Below are 20,768 nucleotides of genomic sequence, written 5' to 3'. Positions count from 1 at the left end.
AATGAATGCCATTTATGAAGGTACACTCAAACATACGCGGACAAAGCCTAAAAAGCATGCCTTCGAGTACCAGATCCGCTTGCTGTATCTTGATTTAGACAATTTAAAAAATGTATTTTCAGATAATTTTTTTTGGAGTTATAACCGTTTTAATTTTGGCTGCTTTTTGAGATCAGATTATTTTGGGAACAAAAAAACTAACTTAAAAAAATCTATACAAGATGAAATTAGAAAAGAGCTTCATTTCAATCATCAGGGCAAGATATATTTACTTACAAGTCCACGGTATTTTGGGTATTGTTTTAATCCGGTGAGTTTTTATTACTGCTTTAATACAAAAAACAAGTTAGAAGTTATTGTGTCGCATATTACTAATACGCCTTGGAATGAAAATCATGCTTATGTTCATGACTGCAGAAATATAAAGCACCCGATCAAAACTTTCGAATTTAGTAAGAGTTTTCATGTATCACCTTTTATGCCTATGGATATTCAATATCAGTGGAGTTTTAAGGAGCCAGGGCAAGAGATAGCAGTGTCTATGAACAATATCCATGATAAACAATATATTTTCAATGCATCCATGAGACTTCAAAAAAAACCATTAACGACGCAATCACTTACTTTTTTACTTTTGAAATTCCCTCCTGAAACTTTTAAGACAATTTTTTCAATTTATTGGCAAGCTTTATGTTTGAAGATAAAAGGTATTGCTTTTTTTTCACACCCCTAAAATTTTAATTATGACCATGAAAAATCTTTTACATCATTTTGCGAGATCACTTGTTTTCAATCAGTTAAAGAAAATAGATATAGGCCATATCTCTATCCAAGAGGGGGATAAGAAATTTTCTTTCGGAAGCAAGGGAAGTTTAAGTGCTCATATAACTCTCCACGATCCAAGATTTTATGGGGCGCTTGCTTTTGGTGGCTCTATAGGTGTTAGTGAGGCTTTTATGCAAAAGTTTTGGTCTGTAAATGATTTAACAAAGCTTATTCGTATTATGGCGATCAATCAAAATGCAATGGATCAGTTAGAAGGCTTATTTAATGTTTTTCTGAAACCCATTCTTAAATTCTTGCACTTTCTAAATCAAAATTCGGTTAAAGGAAGCCGCGTTAACATTTCTAAGCATTACGATTTAGGTAATGATTTTTTCTCACTATTTTTAGATGCAACGATGATGTATTCGTCCGCAGTGTTTAAAAATCCCCAAGATTCTCTTTGTAAAGGGTCTATTCATAAATTAGAAAAAGTATGCCAAGGGCTTGAGTTGTCCGCCCGAGACCATGTGATTGAAATTGGGTCTGGCTGGGGAGGCTTTGCCATTTATGCCGCGCAAAATTATGGATGCAAAGTCACTACTACAACTATTTCAAGACAACAGTTCCTTTATGTAAAACAAAAAATTAAAGAATTAAAATTAACGCATAAGATTACGGTGTTACTTTCAGATTATCGGCATTTAAAAGGTCGTTATGACAAATTAGTCTCTATTGAGATGTTAGAAGCTGTTGGCTATCAGTATTTCGACACCTATTTTGAAGTGTGTGCTGATTTATTAAAACCTCATGGTATTGCATTCATACAAACTATTACAATTGCTGATCAACGCTACGAAAAAGCCAAAAGATCAGTTGATTTTATTCAAAGGTATATTTTCCCTGGGAGTTGTATCCCTTCTCTGACTGCTCTGCAAAATAGTATTGCGGAGTCTTCTGATTTGAAAATTTATAATGTTGAAGATATTGGTGATCATTACGCTAGAACGTTGGCCTTGTGGAGAGAGGCTTTTTTTGCACATATAAAAGAGGTCAGGGCTTTAGGATTTGATGACGTATTTATTAGAATGTGGCACTTTTACCTGGCTTATTGCGAGGGGGGGTTCAAAGAAAAAGTTATCAGTGATATTCATCTTAAATTGGTAAAGCCCGGATATCGTAATTAATAAAATAAAAGGCCTATTTTCTTGAACTTTTAGACATTTGAGAGCATTATATTTAGTCGCTTGATGAAAATGTTAAGGAAAGCAAAATGATGAAAAAAGTAGTTTTTTTAATTTCAATGTTCATTATAAGCAGTTTCGCAGCTTTTAATGCTCAGGCCGAAACGCCTAATCATTTAGATGGTGTTATAGATAAATACTTCAAAGGTAAATCTTTAACTAAAACAGATGACATTACTTTTGACGTCCCTAAGAGAGGGCTAGATGGTACTCAAGTCCCTTTTAATTTTACAGTGAAGAAACAATATAAAAAGATTTCAGTAGTCGTTGAAGGTAATCCGCATCAATTACCTGGCATCGGATCCCTTGCATTGACGATGCACCCTAAAACTGCGCCATTTACTTTTAAAACTCATATTCGCATGGAACAAGACAGTTATGTGGATGTGATCGCAGAAGATGAAAATGGTAAATTTTTTTACAATCAAGTAGCAATTCGATCAGCAGGTGGCTGTTCTGCCGGGACTATTTATGACGCCGATGCGGTGTCTAAGGAAATTGGGGCTATGAAAGTGTTGCATACAGATAATAAAGCTTCTATCTTTATCAAACATCCTCAACATAATGGATTTCAGGCTAACTTAAGTAATCACACAGGACTTTTTATCTTGCAAGAGTGGCATTTGAGTTATGTAAGTGTCACGGATAATGAAAAAGAAATTTGGAGTGCTGAATTTGGTGGGGGCAGTACCTCTGAAAATCCATTCTTTTCTTTTGATTCACCAAAAATTAAAGGTGATTTAAAAGTCATAGCAGTTGATACGCAGGGCAGAAAATTCTTTAATAAATACTCTAATAATAAATTAATGTAGATAAAGATTCAGTCTTCGTTTTTTTTAAAAGGCCACTTTTTTAAGTGGTTTTTTAATTTCAGATCTAATGTTAAAATGCATTTAAATTAAGGAGATTATTTTGAAAAAATATTTAGCGATATTAGCCCTTGTGATTGTGGCGGTTCTGGTTGGTGCAGTTTTATTTTATGGCAACGATTATAATCACAAGGATAAGCCAGTGATTGTGGACTTTAAAAAACATAATGAAGTAATGAGTGGTTGTATGAAAACAGCCTTAGCAAAACATCCTGGTGCGATTATAGGAATTGATATGGAAACAGAGGATGGTCGACCTATATTTGATATTGATATTCAAGGTGCTGACGGTAAATATTGGGAAATTGAATGCGACGCAGAATCAGGGATAGTCGTTGAAGATAGTATAAATAAAGATTAATTTTTTATCACTAAAAAGCCACTTTGTAAGTGGCTTTTTTCTTTTTATCGAGGTTAGATAAAAACTCGACAGATCTTTTAGCGTGATGAATTTAAAGTATTTTTATCACCAAGGAATTTTTTTGCCATCGTAAGCAATAAATTGACCCGTAGTCTTAATTGAAAGTTTATCAATTTGACGTTTCATACCAGTCACACTCTCATCCACATCAATGAGTCCGTTCGGTCCTCCCATATCAGTTCTAACCCATCCTGGATGAAGCGTAATAAAACTCATGTCGTGAGGCTTTAAATCAATGGATAAACTTTTCATCACCATATTAAGTGCAGTTTTACTTGATCGATAAAGATATTCACCACCACCCGAATTGTCATCAATACTTCCCATCTTGCTTGTGAGTGATGCTATCTTTTTTAACTCGCCTTTTTTAAGGTGAGGCAGAAAAGCCTTTACCATTTTAAATGCGGCAAGTGTATTAATTTTGAAAGCATTAAGCCATGCTTCATAGTTAATATGATCGAATGAGCTATTGGGATAAAGGCCTGCATTATTAATTAAAATATCAATAGGTTTTGTTAACGTTTTAGCAAATTGATCAATTGATAGAAAATTTTCAACATCGAGAGTGTGAATAGAGATATTTTCAAAAGAGGCTTGAAGTCGATGAAGGTCATCTTTTTTATTTATCTTTCTGGTGCAAGCGATGACTTCATAATTATCTAAAGCATACTGTTTGACGAACTCAAGGCCTAATCCCCTATTCGCCCCAGTGATAAGAACTGTATATTTGTTGTTAGACATAATAAAAAATATGAAATGATAAAGGTTTATAATAAATCAAAATCTTTAGGATGTATTGTCATGTTATTAAAAAGATATTGGATATTATTTCTACTCCTTATTACAAATTTAGCTTTCGCAGGCGAGTTTGGTAATTACTGCCTTTTAAGTTTGTCTGAAGGGAATTTCCTTAGAACTGATTGCTCAGTCAATTCAAATTATCAAGGTAAGGTTTATTGCTTTGGTAGTGAGATGAGTAAAGACATCTTTTTAAAAACACCAGATGAGCTTATTAAAAAAGCTGAAGTTTTTTACGAAAAAAATAAAGAAGTTGACCGTAAAAAAATATCTCAAGAGGATGTCCTGAAACAAATCAAGAGTCCTGACTGTGACTTTTCGAATAAAGATTTAGGCTATCTAGATATGAATGGCTTAGATTTGAGCCACTGTAAAATGCTTAATACGAGTGTCTTTGGGGCCAATCTTATAGGCGCTAATTTAGCAAACAGTAATATGCAGAGAGCCTATTTGAATTTAGCGCGTCTTGAAAAAGCAAACTTTTCAGGCGCTAACTTAACTGAAGCAACCATCTTTCAAGCGATTTTTGGTGATACTAATTTTAAGGGTGCTAATTTAACAAGGGCTCGTATGATTGGCACATTGGGCGCGGTCAATATGTCAGGCGCTACCATCAAATATGGTCAATTTGGTTTAGACGTCGGCAATCAGCCGATGGGACAAATGAAATTTGATTCAGTGGGCGGTAAATTTTATAAAACAAATTTTGAAGGCGCTGATTTAAATATTGCGAGTTTTTTATTTGGTGATTTAAGGGAAGCAAATTTAAAAAATACGAATATGTATCGTGCTGATCTGAGTCAAGCAGATTTAACAGGGGCTGATCTTACAAATGCAAATTTAACGGATGCTATTGTAGATGGTGCCATTTTTACCAATGTTAAAGGGTTGTCAACAGTAAAAGGATTTTCAACAGTCAAAGGTAAATGCTTCGATTGTGGGATGCCTTAAATATTAGCGATACCTAAACTTATACGAATAATAAAATATGCAATACGGGATTTTATTCTCTTAACTAAGTGTGATTTATCCCAGTCTTTTAAGAGAATCTCAGTGCCCCCCAATCGAATATCTTCTTTGATCTTTTTCTTAAGTTGAGTTGCAAAAGATTTATCCCATATAAAAATATTTGCTTCTCGAGCCAACAAAAGGCTGAAAGGGTCGATATTAGAAGATCCTACAGTCGACCAAGTGTCATCAATCACTGCCACCTTGCTATGCATAAAACTTTTAGTGTATTCAAAGATGGTAATACCTTCTTTTAAAAATTTCCCATAAAAAGCTCGTGTAGCATTCGATAAGAAATAATCTATTTCACCCTTTAAGAGAAGTGTTACCAATACACCTCGATGAGCTGCTGCAATTAGAGCTCTCTCAAATCTCTTGCCTGGAATGAAGTAAGCGTTTGCAATAAGTATTTCATCTTGAGCATTTTCGATGGCATGTAAATAAGCTTTTTCAATATCTCTTCTATGGCGGAAATTATCGCGCTCTATAAAATTTAGTTTTGTGCCATTCGGATACTCTACTATTTGCTTGTATAAATCTTTTGGAATAAATGACTTTTCGAAATGTGACCATGACACTCTTTTCCAAAGTTTTACCATACTTCGGCTGATAAGATGAACGACAGGCCCTTTTAGTTGAGCTGCATAGTCAATACGCGGCGCTTTTCCATTAGGCACATGCATATCGTCAATAATGTTGATGCCACCGATATAAGCAATTTCATGGTCGATTAAAATCATTTTGCGATGAAGTCGCCTTAATGAAATGCGCTTCATTTGATAGGGTGCAATTTTGGGGTGATAAAAAAGGAAGTAGATTTTTGAAGCTTTGATTTCATTAATAACTTTTAGCGAAAGATCGCGACTGCCAAATCCATCCAGTAATAAATAAACCTTAATACCTTTTTGGCTAGCCTCTTTAAGTGCAGTTAGCACTTTCTTGCCCGTAGCATCATGGCTAAATATGTAGGCTTCTATAAAAATACTTTTTCGGGCTTTTTTGATAGATTGAATAACGGCAGCAAAATAATCTTTACCGTTTTTAAGCAATTCAATCTTATTTCCTTTGATGTAATAAGGCATAGCACTTTATTTTAAGCCATAAAAAAAGCGCTTGGGTTTAAACCCAAGCGCTTTTAAATGAATAACTAATTCTAAGCTTAGTTAACTGCCGCTTTAAGTGCAGCACCTGCTTTGAATGTTGGAGCCTTACGTGCTGGTATTTTAAGTTCTTTACCAGTTTGTGGGTTACGACCAACTCGTGCAGCGCGTTTAGAAACTTTAAAAGTACCAAAACCGATGAGCGTTACTACGTCACCTTTTTTAAGTGCTTTAGTGATAGCTGCAAGTGTTGCATCAATCGCACGACCAGCGTCTGCTTTTGTTGAACCTGCTGCTTTTGCAACTGCTTCGATTAGTTCGCCTTTATTCATAATTCCTCCAAATGTAAATTAAGATATGTAAGACCATTGAAATGACAGCGTCATAGAAGGTCTAGGCGTACTTTGCATTGATTTTTAAGCCTTGTCAACAGTCATATTCAATTTTTTTCGCAATAGATAAGGGTTCTATCGATATCTACTTAATTAAAAATAAAGCTTTCTTTTCATTTGATTCTTGTTACAATATTCAAATGAAAAAAATTGTTCCTATTCGAGGCGGTAAAAGAGCAGGCGCTGGACGAAAGTTAGGCACCGGAAAATTTGGTGAGAAGACAACTTTAGTCAGAGTGCCAGAAAGCCAAACTGCTGTAATTTCAAATATCCTAGAGGCTTACGCTAAAAGGAAGATTCAAGAAATTTCTAACGTAGTATCGATTGATTTGGTGAATGAGGTGATGACTAAAACTAAGATTCCTTTATTTGAACACAAGGTGCCCGCAGGGCTTCCATCCCAAGCAGATGATCATGTTGAGAAAAGAATGGACCTTAATGATTATCTTATTCGAGAAGCTGATACGACCTTTTTTGTACGTATTAAAGGAAATTCGATGGATAACGCTGGTATCCATGACAACGATGTAGTGATTGTAGATCGATCTCAGGAAGCTTCTATTGGCGATATTGTATTGGCATCATTAGATGGTGAATTTACGGTCAAGACTTTAGCTAAAAATAAAAATGGCTCTCCTCGCTTAATTCCTGCAAACGAAGCATTCAGCCCTATTGAAGTTTTAGAAGGGGTTCAGTTTCAAATATGGGGCGTAGTAACAGGCGCTGTGAGAAAATTTAAATAAGTCTAATTCAATTATAGGTTTTAGGATTCAGTTGAATATAGCTTTGTTCAAGCTTGAGTTTAACTAGCCAGCCTTCATAAAAAATTTCACTAAGCTCGGGATTAATCAAAAGTTTAAAAGGAGCCTTTCTACCTCGGTAAGTTAATTTTTGACCTTCAGTCATCAGATACTTATCCTCTTTGCCCTGGCTGTCTAATATACAAATCGTTTGTTGGCCTTTTGAGATGATATGGAAGTAATCGCTTGGCTTCAGTGGGTCTGTAGGGGATGAGATTTGTGTAAGTGGTTTTGAAACTGTTTGTCCACACATTTTAATTGCAGCATCTTTGATCTCCCTTTTATTTTCTTCTGGTTTTTTGATTTGAATGGGGAGTGATTCGTGTGCTTCTGATGTTTGTTCACCGGGTTTAATTTCATAAGTCGCAATATCGTTAGGGAGCGATTCAATATTGGGCAAATCGACTTCTCGCCCTTCAAAGTTTTTGTGAGCGACAGCATATTTTTGATATACGCCAATCAAAAAGTTAGAAATAAAAAGGAAAGTAATGAAGTAAAAAATATACCGTACTCTAATGTGTGTTTTTGCCCACAAAAAGAATAGTTTTATTTTTGATGATAGAAAAAGTATTTTTTTATTCGATGGATGCTCACCCATATCAACATCTTCTTCAATTTCCGGCTCAGGCAGTAACAAAGACTTTGCTTTATTTTTCTTATGTTCAATAACCGTATCAATATCCAGCTCAAGAAAGGCTATATATTTTCTAACAGAAATCAGTTTGATTGAGGAAGATACAAACCCATCTTTCTTATTTTCTTCCATCGAGGTGATGTGTTTAGCGTTTAAAGTTAACTGACGAGCGACATCCTCCAGAGAAAGATTTAAATCTTCCCGCGCCTCTTTTAAAAGATGACCATGGATAATAATTGAATCGTTCGACATCACATGACTTACGAAAGTAAAGATAAAATAGTATCCTAATAGTAGTTTTTTTCAATCATTACTCAAAGATATAGGGGGCTGAGTAATGATATGATTTATCCAATTAACGATAACCAATGGAGCTTGCATGAAAATTGAAGAAATTCTAGAGAAAGTCGTATTCAAGAGTCGCTGGATTCTAGCACCTATGTACTTGGGTTTAGTGGGTGGTCTCTTATGTTTGTTTGTAAAATTTGGGCAAGAATTTTTTCACATAGTTATGACCGTAGTTGACACGCCAGAACGAGAAATCGTTTTATCTATACTCGCTTTAGTTGACATGACGCTTGTGGCCAATCTTCTCATTATGGTTATTTTTAGTGGGTATGAAAATTTTGTCTCTAAAATTGATGTGGACAACCACGAAGATAAACCTCATTGGATGGGCAAAGTCGATTACTCGGGGTTAAAACTTAAATTAATTGGTTCGATTGTAGCTATTTCAGCGATTGATCTTTTAAAAGCTTTTATGCATGCATCTACACCAGGCCAAATTTTAACGAATACGCAAATGGCATGGATGGTGGGTATACATTTGACCTTTATTGTTTCAGGCGTTCTTTTTGCGATTATGGATAAAATTGCAGAAGATACACCGCATCATTAAACAAAATCGATATGAAGGTATTCAAATCATCAGATGCTAATGATTTAATTCAACTTCATCAAACTAATCAATTTGCTTTAGCAGAAAAAAAAGCGAAAGCTTTATTAGAAGATTTTCCAAAAGAACTAATTTTGCATAATGTCCTAGGCGTATCTTTAGAGGCACAGAAAAAATTTAAAGAGGCCGCAGATAGCTATCGTAATATTTTAAAGATTCAACCACAATTTGCAGAAATGCAATTTAATTTAGGTTCTGTCTTATATCAGATGGGTGATAGTGAAGGTGCAATTCTAAATTATCAAAAAGCAATTCAGATTAAACCCGATTTAGTAGTGGCTTATTTTAATCTTGGCATAGCTTATCAAAGTCAATCACAATTTGAAAAAGCTTTAGGCGCTTATAAAAAAGCGATTGAATTGGAGCCAGGCTTTTATGAGGCACATGGCAGTTTAGGTACTGTCTATTTGGTGCAAGGTGAATTTGATGAAGCCATTAAGTCTTTTAAGCAATCACTCAAAATTCAAGATCACGCCCGAGGTCATTTTAATTTAGGCAATGCATATCGTAATCAGGGGCATTTAGAAGAGGCTATCCAGTCTTACCGAAAAGCGTTAGAGAAGAATCCGCAAGATGCTGAAGTTTGTTCAGTCATCGGGGATGCATTATGGCACCAAGGTGAAATTGTGGAAGCTAATCGTTGGTTAAGAGAAGCTATATCAATCAACCCAGAAAACCCAATCGCTAACTACAATCTTGCAACATTTCTTCATGACAATAAAAAATTTCAAGATGCTTATGAGTTTTATAAAGTCTCTCAATTAAACGACTGGGAAGAGCGAGCGCTTTACTGTCTATATAAGACGAAACAATTCGATATCTTCGAGAAAGAATTAAGTGTGGCGATAGGTAAAAAAAATACCTCACCGCTTTTAGCCACTCTTTCAACACATTATGCAAAAAACTTTCATAAAAAAGATCGCTACAATTTTTGTCCAGATCCACTCCATTTTGTATTTCATGGCCAAGTGGATGCATTAAAGGATCCTAAGGATAACTTATTACAATCTCTCTTAAGTGATATTACTAAAGCGGATATTTCTGAGCGTATGCAAAGTCGCTTAGTCAATGGTATTCAATCATCTGGCAATCTTTTTAAGCGCAAAGATCCTTCATTTAAAAGATTGTCGCAAGAAATTACACTGCTCATTAAAAAATACTATGACCACTATAAGCATGAAGACTCCATGTTTATTAAGGCTTTTCCAAAAATAATTGAGTTTAGTAGTTCATGGTTTGTCAAAATGCAAACAGGCGGACATCTTGCATCACATATTCATGAGGAGGGGTGGATCAGCGGCGCTGTTTATTTGTCAATTCCGCAACAAAAAAAACATCCTGACGAAGGTGGTATTGAATTAAGTGTCGATGGTGATGATTATCCGAGAATGCATGATGACTTTGAAAAAAAACTATACTTACCGCAGGTCGGGGATGTTGTCTTCTTCCCATCCTCCGTTTTTCATCGAACGATACCTTTTAGCTCTAATGAAGAAAGAATTTGTATTGCTTTTGATTTAAAACCTGCTAACTTTTAACGTTGCTGCAATCGCAAAGACATTTTCCTTAAAAATTTCATCGCTACTTTTGGCTCATCAGCCAACATCATTTCAAGATGCACTTTTGGAATTGCAATGATTTCAGACTCGTTAGAAGTTGACATCGCTGAAGCAATCGTTGGCGTTTCATTTAAGACTGCCATTTCACCAAAGTATTCATGAGCCTTTAAAGAGCGTATCACTCGATCGTCTTGAATTAAATCCACTGAGCCTTGAACAATAAAATATACATTATGTTCGCGATTACCTTGCTCAAAAATCATTACATTTTGTCGGTATATTTTTCCGTAACGTGAAGCAAGATAATGAATGAAAGAGCTTGAAAGAGGAATGGAGTCATCAAATAATTTTTTTAATAGCAACATATCTTTTTTGTGAAGTGTCGCCATCAGTTCTACCCCAACTAAATAAGAAGCAATATTCAAATATAACCAAATGAGGGAAATAAAAAGATTTCGCATCCCGCCAAAGAAGGTTCCGTATGAATGGCTTAAGGATAAAAAGATGTCAAACGTTGAGCGGAGCATAAGCCACAAGAATGCTGTCAGTAGTGAACCTAAAATAATATGTTTTACATCTACCTTGATTGGAAAGAAAAATCGATTAAAAAGTGTGAGTGATAAAACAACAAATGAAAATGAGCTTATAAAATAAATCATTTGTGAATTAAAAAAACTTAAATACTCACTAAAAAAGACAGCGGTTTTTTGTATGACCATCCCTGACAGAGTAAAAAGAAAGAAAAGAAAAAGAATCCCAATGATAGAGACGATATCTCGAATCTTACTTTTTAAGAATGATGGATTTTCTTCAGTGGCTGAGATAATAAGCAGACTAGCACGTAGCGAGCTGGTAAGGGGCGTTGCTGCCCATAATAGAATAAGGGTGCCTAAGATGCCCCATGCTTTCGTGTGGCTTGATATCTTGAAGACTTCAAGCATAATTTTTTTACTAATTTGCGGTAAAAGATTGCTCGTGAGAAGTGCTAATTTCCCTAAGGCAAATTCTGAATTGACTAACCAATGACTCAAGAAAAAGAAAATGAGAAGAATCATTGGTATTAAAGCAAAAAGAGAGAAAAAAGAAAGAGACGCAGTTAAACCAAACACATTGTGGCGTTTACATCCTGCCAATGTTTCTTTCATCATGAAAATAGGAAGAGACTCATCTTTTTTTTGATAAAGATTTTTAAAAAGAGGATGAAGTTTTATCATCACGATAATATTCTGTAATTATTTGTAGCTTTTATGAGTTCATGTGTCATTGATGGCTCAGATGCAGAGTGTCCTGCATCAGGCACCATAATAAAATCGGCATGAGGCATATGTTGGTGAAGCTCATAAGCCGTGATCGGCGGACATACCATATCGTAACGTCCCTGAACGATCGTTGTAGGAATATCTTTTAATTTTTTAACTTCTTCTAATATCTTCTTTCCATCAATAAAACATTTATCTTTGATGTAATGAAGTTGAACGCGCGCACGCGCAATTTCATTTTGTATATCTTCATCTGTTAGCGTCTTATTTTCTTCTGCTTGAGGGAGTAATTTTAAAAGACCGCCTTCGAATCGATTCCATGCAATGGAAGCCGGCCCGCTGATGTTTAAATCGTTTGAAAATACAAGCGCACTATAATTTTTTATAAGATCGTCATGTTTATCTTCGGGCAAGTAATGAATAAGAGTTTGATGCGCTTCTGGAAAAAAAGCTTTGACCTCATTTAGAAACCAATCAAGTTCAGTTTCGCGACTTAAGAAAATGCCTCGCAATATAAGTGCTTTGATAGTTTGTGGGTATTGATTGGCGTAAGCTAGCGCTAAAGCGCTGCCCCAGGAGCCACCAAAAATAATCCAGTGTTTAATATGAAGATGTTCTCGAATGGCTTCCATGTCAGATATAAGGTCTGCCGTTGTATTACCATTGACTTCACCTAAAGGTTTGCTTTGACCACAGCCTCTTTGATCAAAAAGAATGATTTGGTAGTGTTTGGGATCAAAAAACTGACGCTGTTTAGGATTAGTGCCTCCACCAGGCCCGCCATGAAGGAAAATAATTGGTTTTCCATGAGGGTTTCCTGAAAGTTCGACATAAACTTTGTGTCCGTGAGGTCGATCTATCCAGGTGGCATGATAGGGTAAAATCTCCGGATATAAGGTATATAAAGAGTTACTAGGCATAGGAAATAATTGTCTTTCTTATTGATTTTATTGACTATTTTAACAAAAATTACTGAAAACAGGTTTTTTGTCAAAAAAGCCATAAAAAATGTTAACAAATTGTAACGAAAGTGTTGCAATTTAAAAAAAAGAGGCATATATTACTATTCAAGCACAAGTCAAATTGTGCTGAAAGTAAGCCTTCGAAGCACCTTAAAAGTCTTTAAAGCGAAACACTTTAAATTTTTAAAGTGACAAGAGAGTTTACTTCTTTTAAAACCCTTAGTAAAAACTATGGAGATTTATATGAAAATTAACAAAATCAAGTTAGCTCTTGGTTTAGTAGCTGGTCTATCAGTGGCAATGCCAATGATTGCTTCAGCAGCTGCTGATCAAGAAAAAGCAATGGCTAATGCTGATAACTGGGCAGCACCACGCGGTAACTACTCAAATCAAGCTTACAGCACATTATCTCAAATCAACCAAGGTAACGTAAAAAACCTTAAAGCAGCTTGGACATTCGCAACCGGTGTAAACCGTGGTCACGAAGGTTCTCCAATTGTTGTTGGTAACATGATGTATGTACATACAGCATTCCCAAACAACGTTTACGCGCTTGACTTAAACGACAATCAAAAAATCGTTTGGTCTTACTTCCCAAAACAAGATCCTTCAGTTCAAGCAGTTCTTTGCTGCGATAACGTGAACCGTGGTCTTGGTTACGGTGACGGTAAAATTATCCTAAATCAAAATGACGGTATGGTAGTTGCTTTAGATGCTAAAACCGGCAAAAAAATCTGGGACGTTAGAAACGTAGATCCAAAAGTTGGTGCTACAAATACAAACGCTCCACACGTAATTAAAGATAAAATCTTAACAGGCTGTTCTGGTGCTGAATTTGGTGTACGTTGCTTTATGGCAGCTTACAACCTTAAAGACGGTTCATTAGCTTGGAAAGCATACTCAACAGGTCCTGATGCTGAAGTATTAATCGGCAAAGACTTCAACAAAGACACACCACTTTACTCAGCATTATCAGTCTATGAAGACGTTAATGGTGGTAACAAACAAGGCGGTTCATTCAAGAAAATTGATACTGCTAAGTTAAAAGGTGGCGAAAAAGATCTAGGTCTTAAAACATGGTTGAAACCACAAGCAGTTAAAGATGGTTGGCAACATGGTGGAGGCTCTGTATGGGGTTGGTATCCGTACGATCCAAAAACAAACTTAGTGTACTACGGTACAGGTAACCCATCAGTTTGGAATCCAGATGTACGTCCAGGCGACAATAAATGGTCTATGACTGTTTTCGCACGTGACTTAAACACTGGTATGGCACGCTGGGGTATGCAAATGACACCACATGACGAGTGGGATTACGACGGTATTAACGAAGTGATCTTATTTGACAATGGTGGCAAGACATACGCATGGCACCATGACCGTAACGGTTTTGCTTATACATGGCAAGCTGACAACGGCGTTTTAGTTGCTGCAGAAAAAGTACATCCATTTGTTAACTGGGCAACTGACGTTGACATGAAATCTGGTGTACCTAACAAGTTAGCTACAGCTTCTACGCACCAAGACTACAATGCTAAGGGTGTATGCCCAGCTGCATTGGGTACAAAAGATCAACAACCAGCTTCTTACTCACCTAAGACTGGCCTTATCTACTCACCACTTAACCACGTATGTATGACATACGAACCAGTTGAGTCTAAGTATGTAGCAGGTCAACCATGGGTTGGTGCAACTTTAACTATGTTTGCTGGTCCAGACGGTGTAATGGGTGGCTTCGGCGCTTATGATCCAATGACTAACAAAAAAGTTTGGTACAACAAAGAGAAGTTCTCAGCTTGGGGCGGTTCTTTAAATACTGCTTCAGACTTAGTGTTCTACGGAACTCTTGATCGTTGGTTCAAAGCTCTTGACGCTAAGACAGGTAAAGAACTTTGGAAATTCCAAGTTGGTTCAGGTGTGATTGGTAATGCATTCACATACACAAACGGTGGTAAACAACACGTTGGCGTATTATCAGGCATCGGTGGTTGGGCTGGCGTTGCAATGAACCTTGGCTTAACTAACCCAACAGACGCTCTTGGCGCTGCTGGTGGTTATGCTGAACTTACTAAGTACAATGCTGCTCCTGGCGGCGGTGCTTTAACAGTATTTAGCCTATAATTAATCGAAAGATTTTTTATAGAACTAACTGTTAGTTAGTATGTCCTATAAACACCCCACTTTCGAGTGGGGTGTTTTTTTATAGGGCCCATGATATTTAACTTGTAAGGAAAAAAATGTTTAAAAAAATAATAATGTTTTTATATGTAATGAATATAGCTTTTGTAGGGAATGCGTTTGCTGCAGGACAGGAGCGTGAAGATGGTTTACCTGGCATGCCATATCGAACCCCTGTAGATAAAGAATTTAGAGTATGTGCTGACCCAGAAAATTTACCTTACTCAAATCAAAAAGGTGAGGGCTTTGAAAATAAAATTGCAGAAGTTTTAGCAAAAGATCTAGGCAAGGAGCTGGGTTATGAATTTTGGCTTGATCGTCAGGGCTATTTAAGAAACACGATTAATGCGCAACGCTGTGATGTGATTATTGGGATGGGATCAGATGTCGATTCATTGCGCACTTCCAAACCTTATTATCGCTCCGGCTATGTATTTGTGTATCGAAAATCAAGTAACTACAATATTAAAGATTGGGATTCAGAAGATTTAAGAAAAGGTATTATTGGTATTGTAGGTGAAAGCCCACCCACCATTGCATTGCGCGATCATGATCTTATGGGGAATGCTCGTCCTTACCGATTACAAAGAGATCTAAATTTACCACCAGGTCACATGATCGATGATTTAGTCGCGGGGAAAATTGATGTTGCTATTATATGGGGACCTATAGGAGGCTACTATGCAAAAGCCGCCAAGGAGCCTTTAGTAATTGTCCCACTTCCTGAATTTAAATCTGAAAGAAATTCATTTGATACTCAAAAAGGCAAATCAGAATTTAATGTTTCTCTCGCAGTAAGAAAGAAAGATAAAGACCGAATGGAAATGATTCAAGGTGCCCTTGATCGAAACCAATCTAAAATTATGAAGATTTTAGATGATTACGGCATCCCTCATGTGCCAGTAGTGATGGGCGACAAGACAGGCAAGTAAAGTTCAAAAAAAAGTCACTCCAAAAGGGTGACTTTATAACAAAAAATGAGTAGTAGTATTATATGTTTTCTTAGAATTTTTGGAAGATAAAACAGCTTTGTAGGATTTATATTTTAGAGTGAACGCCCTTCAGGGTAACGCAATTTTTAGGAGAAATTATGTTAGTAAAAAAAGTACTCATGTCATCACTTTTAGTTTCTATGATGACAATTGTAGGCGTGGCATCTGCTGATGTTACATTTGTAAAAACAACAGATGGAAGCACGTTTAAACTTGACCCAGCGCTCTTTGATACGCCGGCAGCAAAAGAATTTTTAGCTACTGGTAAAAATTCATATGTTGGTAATGCAGAAGCAGAAGCAAAAGGTAAAAAGCTTTTCGGACTTTACTCATGCACTCAGTGCCATGGTGGCGATGCAAAGGGTCAAGTAGGCCCGGGCCTCGTAGGCCCTACATTCCGCTATCCTAAAGACGCAACAAATAAAGGTATGTTTGAAACTTTATGGTATGGGACAAACGGTGGTATGGGTGGAAAAGGTTTAGGTATTATGGATGCTACGGATCCCACAAACGGACTTAAGGTAGATGAACTTTTAAAGGTTATTGCCTGGGTTCGTACGCAAGGAAAAGGACTTACAGGTAACGAGTAATTTGAAATCATCTAGATAGTTTCTGGAAAATAATAAAAAACCACTCCTGTATAATTGCAGTAGTGGTTTTTTTGTCTGTATTTAAGGAAGTGAAATGCATAAGATTGTGATAGTAGGTGGTGGTGCTGGCGGCTTAGAGCTTGCAACTAAATTAGGCGATACACTAGGTAAAAATAAAAAAGCCGAAATCACATTGATTGATTGTACGAAGACGCATGTATGGAAACCCCTACTTCATGAAATTGCTGCAGGGAGTATGAACCCTGACAAGCATGAATTGGAATACATGGCTCAAGCGCATTGGCATCACTTTCGTTTCCGCTTAGGCCGTATGGATAGACTCAACCGTCGTAAGAAAGAAATATCGATCGCATCTTATATAGATGAAGATGGTAAAGAAATTATTCCAAGAAGAAGTTTTCAATACGACACATTAGTTATATCTGTAGGCAGCACTACGAACGATTTTGGTATTAAAGGTGCAGCAGAACACTCGATTGCATTAGACACACAAGAGCAAGCCGAAGTATTTCATCAAAAATTACATCATGCTATTTTAAAAGCACAAACACAAAAGAAATCGATTCAGCCAGGCCAGCTTGAAGTGGTGATTGTAGGCGCAGGAGCTACAGGCGTTGAACTTGCAGCAGAACTTCATAAAGCCACACGCGAAATGACTGTATACGGTATTGATCGCGTCAATCCTGATCGTGACATAAAAATATCTATCATTGAAGCAAGTTCTCGCTTACTTCCAGCGCTACCAAAAAAATTATCTAACTCTGTAGCGTTGGAATTACGTAAGTTAAATGTACATCTTTATTTAGGTGAGCGTGTGACTGAAGTTTCTGCAAAAGGTATTAAGACACACACCAAAAAAATCATTTCTTCAGGCCTTGTGGTTTGGGCAGCAGGAGTCAAGGCACCAGATTTCTTAAAGAATATTGATGGGTTAGAAACTAATCGTATCAATCAATTAATGGTGAATAGTTCATTACAAACAACTAAGGATGATTCAATTTTTGCTTTTGGAGATTGTGCTGCATGTCCGATCGATGGTACTGATCAATATGTTCCTCCAAGAGCGCAGGCTGCGCATCAACAAGCAAATCTTCTTTTTAAAAGTATGAAGTTGCGTGTTAAAGGAAAAACACATTTACCTCGCTACGTTTATAAAGACTATGGCTCACTTGTCAACCTGGGGACATATTCAACCGTTGGTAATTTAATGGGCTCTCTCATAGGAGATTCTATGTTTATTGAAGGTATAATTGCACGATTGATGTATCAATCACTTTATAAAATGCATTTAATGGCCTTACATGGATTTACGAGTATGGCATTGCAGTCATTGGCTCGAATGATTACGCGTAGATCAGAAGCCCAAGTAAAACTTCATTAGTTAATTTATAAAAGAAGTCATAAATGAAAATTGGTATTCTTAAAGAAATAGTTGATGGAGAAAATCGTGTAGCTATCACGCCTGAAATTGTTAAAAAATTAATTCAAATGAAATGCCAAGTGTTAATTGAAAAAGATGCAGGAGTAAATGCTCATATTTCAGACCAGGCCTTTATAAATGAAGGTGCAATCGTTGAATCTAAGAGCAAGGTCATCGACACAGAAATTATTCTTAAGGTACGCGCACCAAGTCACGACGAAATTAAATCTCTAAAAAAAGACACTATTATTATTGGTTTACTAGAGCCTTTTAATTACCCACTAAAAGAAATCATGGCCAATCAAGGCTTAACATGTTTTGCGCTCGAAGCACTTCCAAGAAACTCGAGAGCTCAAAGCATGGATGTCTTATCTTCACAAGCAAATATCTCTGGTTATAAATCTATATTATTAGCTACGCAATTTTATAAAAAATTTATGCCTATGCTTATGACAGCAGCAGGCACAGTGAAAGCAGCCCGAGTATTGGTTTTAGGTGCTGGTGTTGCTGGACTTCAAGCGATTGCAACCGCAAAAAGATTAGGCGCTATTGTGGAAGCCTCTGATGTGAGGCCTGCAGTGAAAGAACAAATCGAATCACTAGGTGCAAAATTTGTCGATGTTCCATTTGAAACAGAAGAAGAAAAAAATATTGCATCAGGACAAGGTGGGTATGCTCAAAAAATGCCTGCGGCATGGTTAAAAAGACAGGCAATTGTTGTATCAGAACATGCAATGAAAGCAGATATTGTCATTACATCTGCACTTATCCCTGGCATGTTTCCCCCAGAGCTCATTTCTAAGGATACTGTAGAGGGTATGAAGCAAGGTTCCGTCATTATTGACCTTGCTGCAGGAACAGGACAAGGCGGTTGTGGAAATTGCCCATTAACTCAAGCAGATCAAGTCATTGAACATAAAGGCGTTACTATTGTGGGCTATACAAATCTTCCAAGTTTAGTGAGCCATGATGCATCAGTGCTTTTTGCAAAGAATGTATATGAATTTTTAAAATTATTAATCAATACCGATGGAAAGTTAGAGATTAATTATGATGATGAATTACTGGGCGCATCGTTAATGACTCGTGAAGGTAAGCTATTTAATGAAAGAAAGGTAAACTCATAATGGATTTAATGACCATCCAAAATATTTCAATTTTTGTATTAGCTATATTTGTGGGCTATCACGTTGTGTGGAATGTCACACCTGCTTTACATACACCTCTTATGTCTGTAACCAATGCTATTTCTGGCATTGTGATTGTAGGTGCAATTTTACAGGCAGTCCCTATCAATGATCATGAAATTAATTTAACGAGTGTATTAGCATTCACTGCGATATTACTTACGTCAGTGAACATTTTTGGGGGTTTTATGGTGACAAAAAGAATGTTAGATATGTTTAAAAAGAAAGAACGTACCAACAAAGATTAAATCATGGCTTCATTATTATATTTATTTTCAGCAGTACTATTTATCTTTTCTCTTAAAGGACTCTCTTCACCTAAAACATCGAGATTAGGAAATACACTCGGTATGATTGGAATGGCAGTTGCAATTTTAACTACATTTAATATTGGGCATAACTTAATTGTTCCTATGGTAGGTATTGCAATATTGATTGGTGCTTTGATTGGAATTTTTGCAGCCAAAAAAGTTGAAATGACGAGCATGCCTGAGCTTGTGGCTTTAATGCATTCCTTTGTAGGTTTAGCAGCGGTGCTTATTGCAATTGCAGCAGTTTTTAATACAAGCGATGTTCATAGCGATGCTCAGAGAGTTGAATTATGTATTGGCGCTTTTATTGGCGCTATTACGTTTTCAGCTTCAGTCGTTGCATTTGGAAAGCTTTCTGGAAAATTCAGTGCAAAAATGATTCAATTTAAAGGTCAGCATCTTTTAAATCTATTTTTATTTATTGCAATGATTTCAGCAGGAATCTTTTTTTATAGTACACACAATACCTCAATATTTCTTTTGATGTGCTTTATTGCATTCGCACTTGGAGTAACCCTTATTATTCCAATCGGTGGTGCAGATATGCCGGTTGTAGTGTCGATGCTGAATAGTTATTCAGGATGGGCTGCCGCAGGCATCGGGTTTTCTCTTAACAACTCTGTTTTAATCATTGCAGGCGCGTGTGTGGGCGCTTCAGGTGCAATTCTTTCTTATATCATGTGTAAAGCAATGAATCGTTCTATTGTTTCTGTGTTATTAGGAGGTTTTGGGTCAGACACTGCTGCAGTAGACGATGCTTCTCAAAGTCAAAAAATATCAAAATCAGGCTCGGTTGAGGATGTTGCATTTTTATTATCGAATGCAGATTCAGTAATTATTGTGCCTGGGTATGGCTTAGCTGTAGCAAGAGCTCAGCATGCCTTACAAGAATTAACTGTAAAACTTATCAGTAAAGGTATTAAGGTTAAATACGCAATCCATCCAGTTGCAGGGAGAATGCCTGGGCACATGAATGTGCTTTTGGCCGAAGCAGATGTTCCTTACGAGATGATTGTCGAAATGGAAGATATTAATAATGAGTTTGCTGAAACAGATGTTGTCCTGGTGATTGGAGCGAATGATGTCGTTAATCCGCAAGCTAAAAAACCTGGAAGTCCTATTTATGGCATGCCTATTCTAGAAGCATATAAAGCGAAGACTATCATTGTAAATAAACGTTCGATGTCTCCAGGTTATGCAGGACTGGATAATGAATTATTTTATTTAGATAAAACTATAATGGTATTTGGAGACGCAAAAAAAGTTACTGATGACATTGTTAAAGCAATAGATTAAGCCTGTAAGT

General features: G+C 36.5%; 21 protein-coding genes. 15 read left to right on the top strand and 6 right to left on the bottom strand.

The features are described from left to right. The first annotated feature begins 1 nt into the window (after nt 1). From FIT63_RS05875 to FIT63_RS05860, 4 genes are all read left to right on the top strand, one after another. Nucleotides 2–733, top strand: a complete 732-nt coding sequence (locus FIT63_RS05875) for a DUF1365 domain-containing protein (protein ID WP_189342286.1) — start codon at nt 2–4, stop codon at nt 731–733. Nucleotides 734–749: 16 nt separating this feature from the next. Further along, entirely contained in the window at nt 750–1,949 is a 1,200-nt protein-coding gene (locus FIT63_RS05870; protein WP_140006971.1) for an SAM-dependent methyltransferase, read from the top strand. An 86-nt stretch (nt 1,950–2,035) separates the two neighbouring features. Beyond that, entirely contained in the window at nt 2,036–2,818 is a 783-nt protein-coding gene (locus FIT63_RS05865; protein ID WP_140006970.1) for a thiosulfate oxidation carrier protein SoxY, read from the top strand. A gap of 100 nt (nt 2,819–2,918) precedes the next feature. Further along, nucleotides 2,919–3,236: a PepSY domain-containing protein gene (locus tag FIT63_RS05860; protein WP_140006969.1), complete on the top strand. Its 318-nt coding sequence runs from the start codon at nt 2,919–2,921 to the stop codon at nt 3,234–3,236. 105 nt (nt 3,237–3,341) lie between these two features. On the opposite strand, the gene FIT63_RS05855 is transcribed toward FIT63_RS05860, so the two are convergent. Continuing rightward, nucleotides 3,342–4,037 (bottom strand): SDR family oxidoreductase, encoded by a 696-nt coding sequence (locus FIT63_RS05855; protein WP_140006968.1) that lies wholly within the window; start codon nt 4,035–4,037, stop codon nt 3,342–3,344. 60 nt (nt 4,038–4,097) lie between these two features. Here FIT63_RS05855 and FIT63_RS05850 point away from each other — a divergent pair, with 60 nt between their 5' ends. Then, the gene (locus FIT63_RS05850; protein WP_223259897.1) at nt 4,098–5,045 is read left to right on the top strand and encodes a pentapeptide repeat-containing protein; all 948 of its coding nucleotides are present in this window, start codon (nt 4,098–4,100) and stop codon (nt 5,043–5,045) included. Here FIT63_RS05850 and clsB read toward each other — a convergent pair. Continuing rightward, nucleotides 5,042–6,184, bottom strand: a complete 1,143-nt coding sequence (gene clsB, locus FIT63_RS05845; RefSeq protein ID WP_140006966.1) for a cardiolipin synthase ClsB — start codon at nt 6,182–6,184, stop codon at nt 5,042–5,044. The genes FIT63_RS05850 and clsB overlap by 4 nt on opposite strands. A 77-nt stretch (nt 6,185–6,261) precedes the next feature. Beyond that, nucleotides 6,262–6,534 (bottom strand): HU family DNA-binding protein, encoded by a 273-nt coding sequence (locus FIT63_RS05840; protein WP_028818039.1) that lies wholly within the window; start codon nt 6,532–6,534, stop codon nt 6,262–6,264. Nucleotides 6,535–6,734: 200 nt separating this feature from the next. Here FIT63_RS05840 and FIT63_RS05835 point away from each other — a divergent pair, with 200 nt between their 5' ends. Beyond that, a complete protein-coding gene (locus tag FIT63_RS05835) occupies nt 6,735–7,337 on the top strand; it encodes a LexA family protein (protein ID WP_140006965.1) in 603 nt (200 codons plus the stop codon). 7 nt (nt 7,338–7,344) lie between these two features. Here FIT63_RS05835 and FIT63_RS05830 read toward each other — a convergent pair whose 3' ends face one another. Next, nucleotides 7,345–8,280, bottom strand: a complete 936-nt coding sequence (locus FIT63_RS05830; protein ID WP_140006964.1) for a helix-turn-helix domain-containing protein — start codon at nt 8,278–8,280, stop codon at nt 7,345–7,347. 127 nt (nt 8,281–8,407) lie between these two features. Between FIT63_RS05830 and FIT63_RS05825 the strand changes: the two genes are divergently transcribed. Continuing rightward, complete coding sequence (locus tag FIT63_RS05825) at nt 8,408–8,926, top strand: TIGR00645 family protein (RefSeq protein ID WP_046488828.1); 519 nt, start codon at nt 8,408–8,410, stop codon at nt 8,924–8,926. 11 nt (nt 8,927–8,937) lie between these two features. Further along, nucleotides 8,938–10,521: a tetratricopeptide repeat protein gene (locus tag FIT63_RS05820; RefSeq protein WP_140006963.1), complete on the top strand. Its 1,584-nt coding sequence runs from the start codon at nt 8,938–8,940 to the stop codon at nt 10,519–10,521. On the opposite strand, the gene FIT63_RS05815 is transcribed toward FIT63_RS05820, so the two are convergent. Both FIT63_RS05815 and pip read right to left on the bottom strand, forming a co-directional pair. Then, nucleotides 10,518–11,756 carry a YhjD/YihY/BrkB family envelope integrity protein gene (locus FIT63_RS05815; RefSeq protein ID WP_140006962.1) on the bottom strand — a complete coding sequence of 413 codons (1,239 nt, stop codon included), beginning with the start codon at nt 11,754–11,756 and terminating at the stop codon, nt 10,518–10,520. The two genes, FIT63_RS05820 and FIT63_RS05815, sit on opposite strands and share 4 nt — an antisense overlap. Next, the gene (pip, locus tag FIT63_RS05810; RefSeq protein WP_140006961.1) at nt 11,756–12,721 is read right to left on the bottom strand and encodes a prolyl aminopeptidase; all 966 of its coding nucleotides are present in this window, start codon (nt 12,719–12,721) and stop codon (nt 11,756–11,758) included. Before pip ends, FIT63_RS05815 begins: the two co-directional genes overlap by 1 nt. A gap of 285 nt (nt 12,722–13,006) precedes the next feature. Between pip and FIT63_RS05805 the strand changes: the two genes are divergently transcribed. The 7 genes from FIT63_RS05805 to FIT63_RS05775 all read left to right on the top strand — a co-directional run bounded on the left by FIT63_RS05805 (nt 13,007) and on the right by FIT63_RS05775 (nt 20,758). Further along, the gene (locus tag FIT63_RS05805; RefSeq protein WP_140006960.1) at nt 13,007–14,884 is read left to right on the top strand and encodes a methanol/ethanol family PQQ-dependent dehydrogenase; all 1,878 of its coding nucleotides are present in this window, start codon (nt 13,007–13,009) and stop codon (nt 14,882–14,884) included. Between the two features lie 116 nt (nt 14,885–15,000). Further along, nucleotides 15,001–15,873 carry a quinoprotein dehydrogenase-associated putative ABC transporter substrate-binding protein gene (locus FIT63_RS05800; protein WP_140006959.1) on the top strand — a complete coding sequence of 291 codons (873 nt, stop codon included), beginning with the start codon at nt 15,001–15,003 and terminating at the stop codon, nt 15,871–15,873. Nucleotides 15,874–16,052: 179 nt separating this feature from the next. Next, complete coding sequence (locus FIT63_RS05795) at nt 16,053–16,523, top strand: c-type cytochrome (RefSeq protein ID WP_420886451.1); 471 nt, start codon at nt 16,053–16,055, stop codon at nt 16,521–16,523. A gap of 94 nt (nt 16,524–16,617) precedes the next feature. After that, nucleotides 16,618–17,925 carry an NAD(P)/FAD-dependent oxidoreductase gene (locus FIT63_RS05790; RefSeq protein WP_140005690.1) on the top strand — a complete coding sequence of 436 codons (1,308 nt, stop codon included), beginning with the start codon at nt 16,618–16,620 and terminating at the stop codon, nt 17,923–17,925. Nucleotides 17,926–17,948: 23 nt separating this feature from the next. Beyond that, nucleotides 17,949–19,091: a Re/Si-specific NAD(P)(+) transhydrogenase subunit alpha gene (locus tag FIT63_RS05785; RefSeq protein WP_140006957.1), complete on the top strand. Its 1,143-nt coding sequence runs from the start codon at nt 17,949–17,951 to the stop codon at nt 19,089–19,091. Further along, on the top strand, nt 19,091–19,399 hold the full coding sequence (locus FIT63_RS05780; RefSeq protein ID WP_028818049.1) for a proton-translocating transhydrogenase family protein: 309 nt from the start codon (nt 19,091–19,093) through the stop codon (nt 19,397–19,399). Before FIT63_RS05785 ends, FIT63_RS05780 begins: the two co-directional genes overlap by 1 nt. Before the next feature lie 3 nt (nt 19,400–19,402). Beyond that, the gene (locus FIT63_RS05775) at nt 19,403–20,758 is read left to right on the top strand and encodes an NAD(P)(+) transhydrogenase (Re/Si-specific) subunit beta (protein WP_140006956.1); all 1,356 of its coding nucleotides are present in this window, start codon (nt 19,403–19,405) and stop codon (nt 20,756–20,758) included. The last annotated feature ends 10 nt before the right edge of the window (nt 20,759–20,768 follow it).

This window comes from Candidatus Methylopumilus planktonicus (assembly GCF_006364715.1).
Taxonomy (GTDB): Bacteria; Pseudomonadota; Gammaproteobacteria; order Burkholderiales; family Methylophilaceae; genus Methylopumilus; species Methylopumilus planktonicus_A.
The sequence above is the reverse complement of the archived record's forward strand: the minus strand, read 5'-3'. Positions and strand labels throughout refer to the sequence as shown.

Bases quoted from the DNA above. Each gene is read 5' to 3' on its own strand.
- FIT63_RS05875 (WP_189342286.1), top strand. From the start codon at position 2: ATGAATGCCATTTATGAAGGTACACTCAAACATACGCGGACAAAGCCT.
- FIT63_RS05870 (WP_140006971.1), top strand. From the start codon at position 750: ATGAAAAATCTTTTACATCATTTTGCGAGATCACTTGTTTTCAATCAG.
- FIT63_RS05865 (WP_140006970.1), top strand. From the start codon at position 2,036: ATGATGAAAAAAGTAGTTTTTTTAATTTCAATGTTCATTATAAGCAGT.
- FIT63_RS05855 (WP_140006968.1), bottom strand. From the start codon at position 4,037: ATGTCTAACAACAAATATACAGTTCTTATCACTGGGGCGAATAGGGGA.
- FIT63_RS05850 (WP_223259897.1), top strand. From the start codon at position 4,098: ATGTTATTAAAAAGATATTGGATATTATTTCTACTCCTTATTACAAAT.
- clsB (WP_140006966.1), bottom strand. From the start codon at position 6,184: ATGCCTTATTACATCAAAGGAAATAAGATTGAATTGCTTAAAAACGGT.
- FIT63_RS05840 (WP_028818039.1), bottom strand. From the start codon at position 6,534: ATGAATAAAGGCGAACTAATCGAAGCAGTTGCAAAAGCAGCAGGTTCA.
- FIT63_RS05835 (WP_140006965.1), top strand. From the start codon at position 6,735: ATGAAAAAAATTGTTCCTATTCGAGGCGGTAAAAGAGCAGGCGCTGGA.
- FIT63_RS05830 (WP_140006964.1), bottom strand. From the start codon at position 8,280: ATGTCGAACGATTCAATTATTATCCATGGTCATCTTTTAAAAGAGGCG.
- FIT63_RS05825 (WP_046488828.1), top strand. From the start codon at position 8,408: ATGAAAATTGAAGAAATTCTAGAGAAAGTCGTATTCAAGAGTCGCTGG.
- FIT63_RS05820 (WP_140006963.1), top strand. From the start codon at position 8,938: ATGAAGGTATTCAAATCATCAGATGCTAATGATTTAATTCAACTTCAT.
- FIT63_RS05815 (WP_140006962.1), bottom strand. From the start codon at position 11,756: ATGATAAAACTTCATCCTCTTTTTAAAAATCTTTATCAAAAAAAAGAT.
- pip (WP_140006961.1), bottom strand. From the start codon at position 12,721: ATGCCTAGTAACTCTTTATATACCTTATATCCGGAGATTTTACCCTAT.
- FIT63_RS05805 (WP_140006960.1), top strand. From the start codon at position 13,007: ATGAAAATTAACAAAATCAAGTTAGCTCTTGGTTTAGTAGCTGGTCTA.
- FIT63_RS05800 (WP_140006959.1), top strand. From the start codon at position 15,001: ATGTTTAAAAAAATAATAATGTTTTTATATGTAATGAATATAGCTTTT.
- FIT63_RS05795 (WP_420886451.1), top strand. From the start codon at position 16,053: ATGTCATCACTTTTAGTTTCTATGATGACAATTGTAGGCGTGGCATCT.
- FIT63_RS05790 (WP_140005690.1), top strand. From the start codon at position 16,618: ATGCATAAGATTGTGATAGTAGGTGGTGGTGCTGGCGGCTTAGAGCTT.
- FIT63_RS05785 (WP_140006957.1), top strand. From the start codon at position 17,949: ATGAAAATTGGTATTCTTAAAGAAATAGTTGATGGAGAAAATCGTGTA.
- FIT63_RS05780 (WP_028818049.1), top strand. From the start codon at position 19,091: ATGGATTTAATGACCATCCAAAATATTTCAATTTTTGTATTAGCTATA.
- FIT63_RS05775 (WP_140006956.1), top strand. From the start codon at position 19,403: ATGGCTTCATTATTATATTTATTTTCAGCAGTACTATTTATCTTTTCT.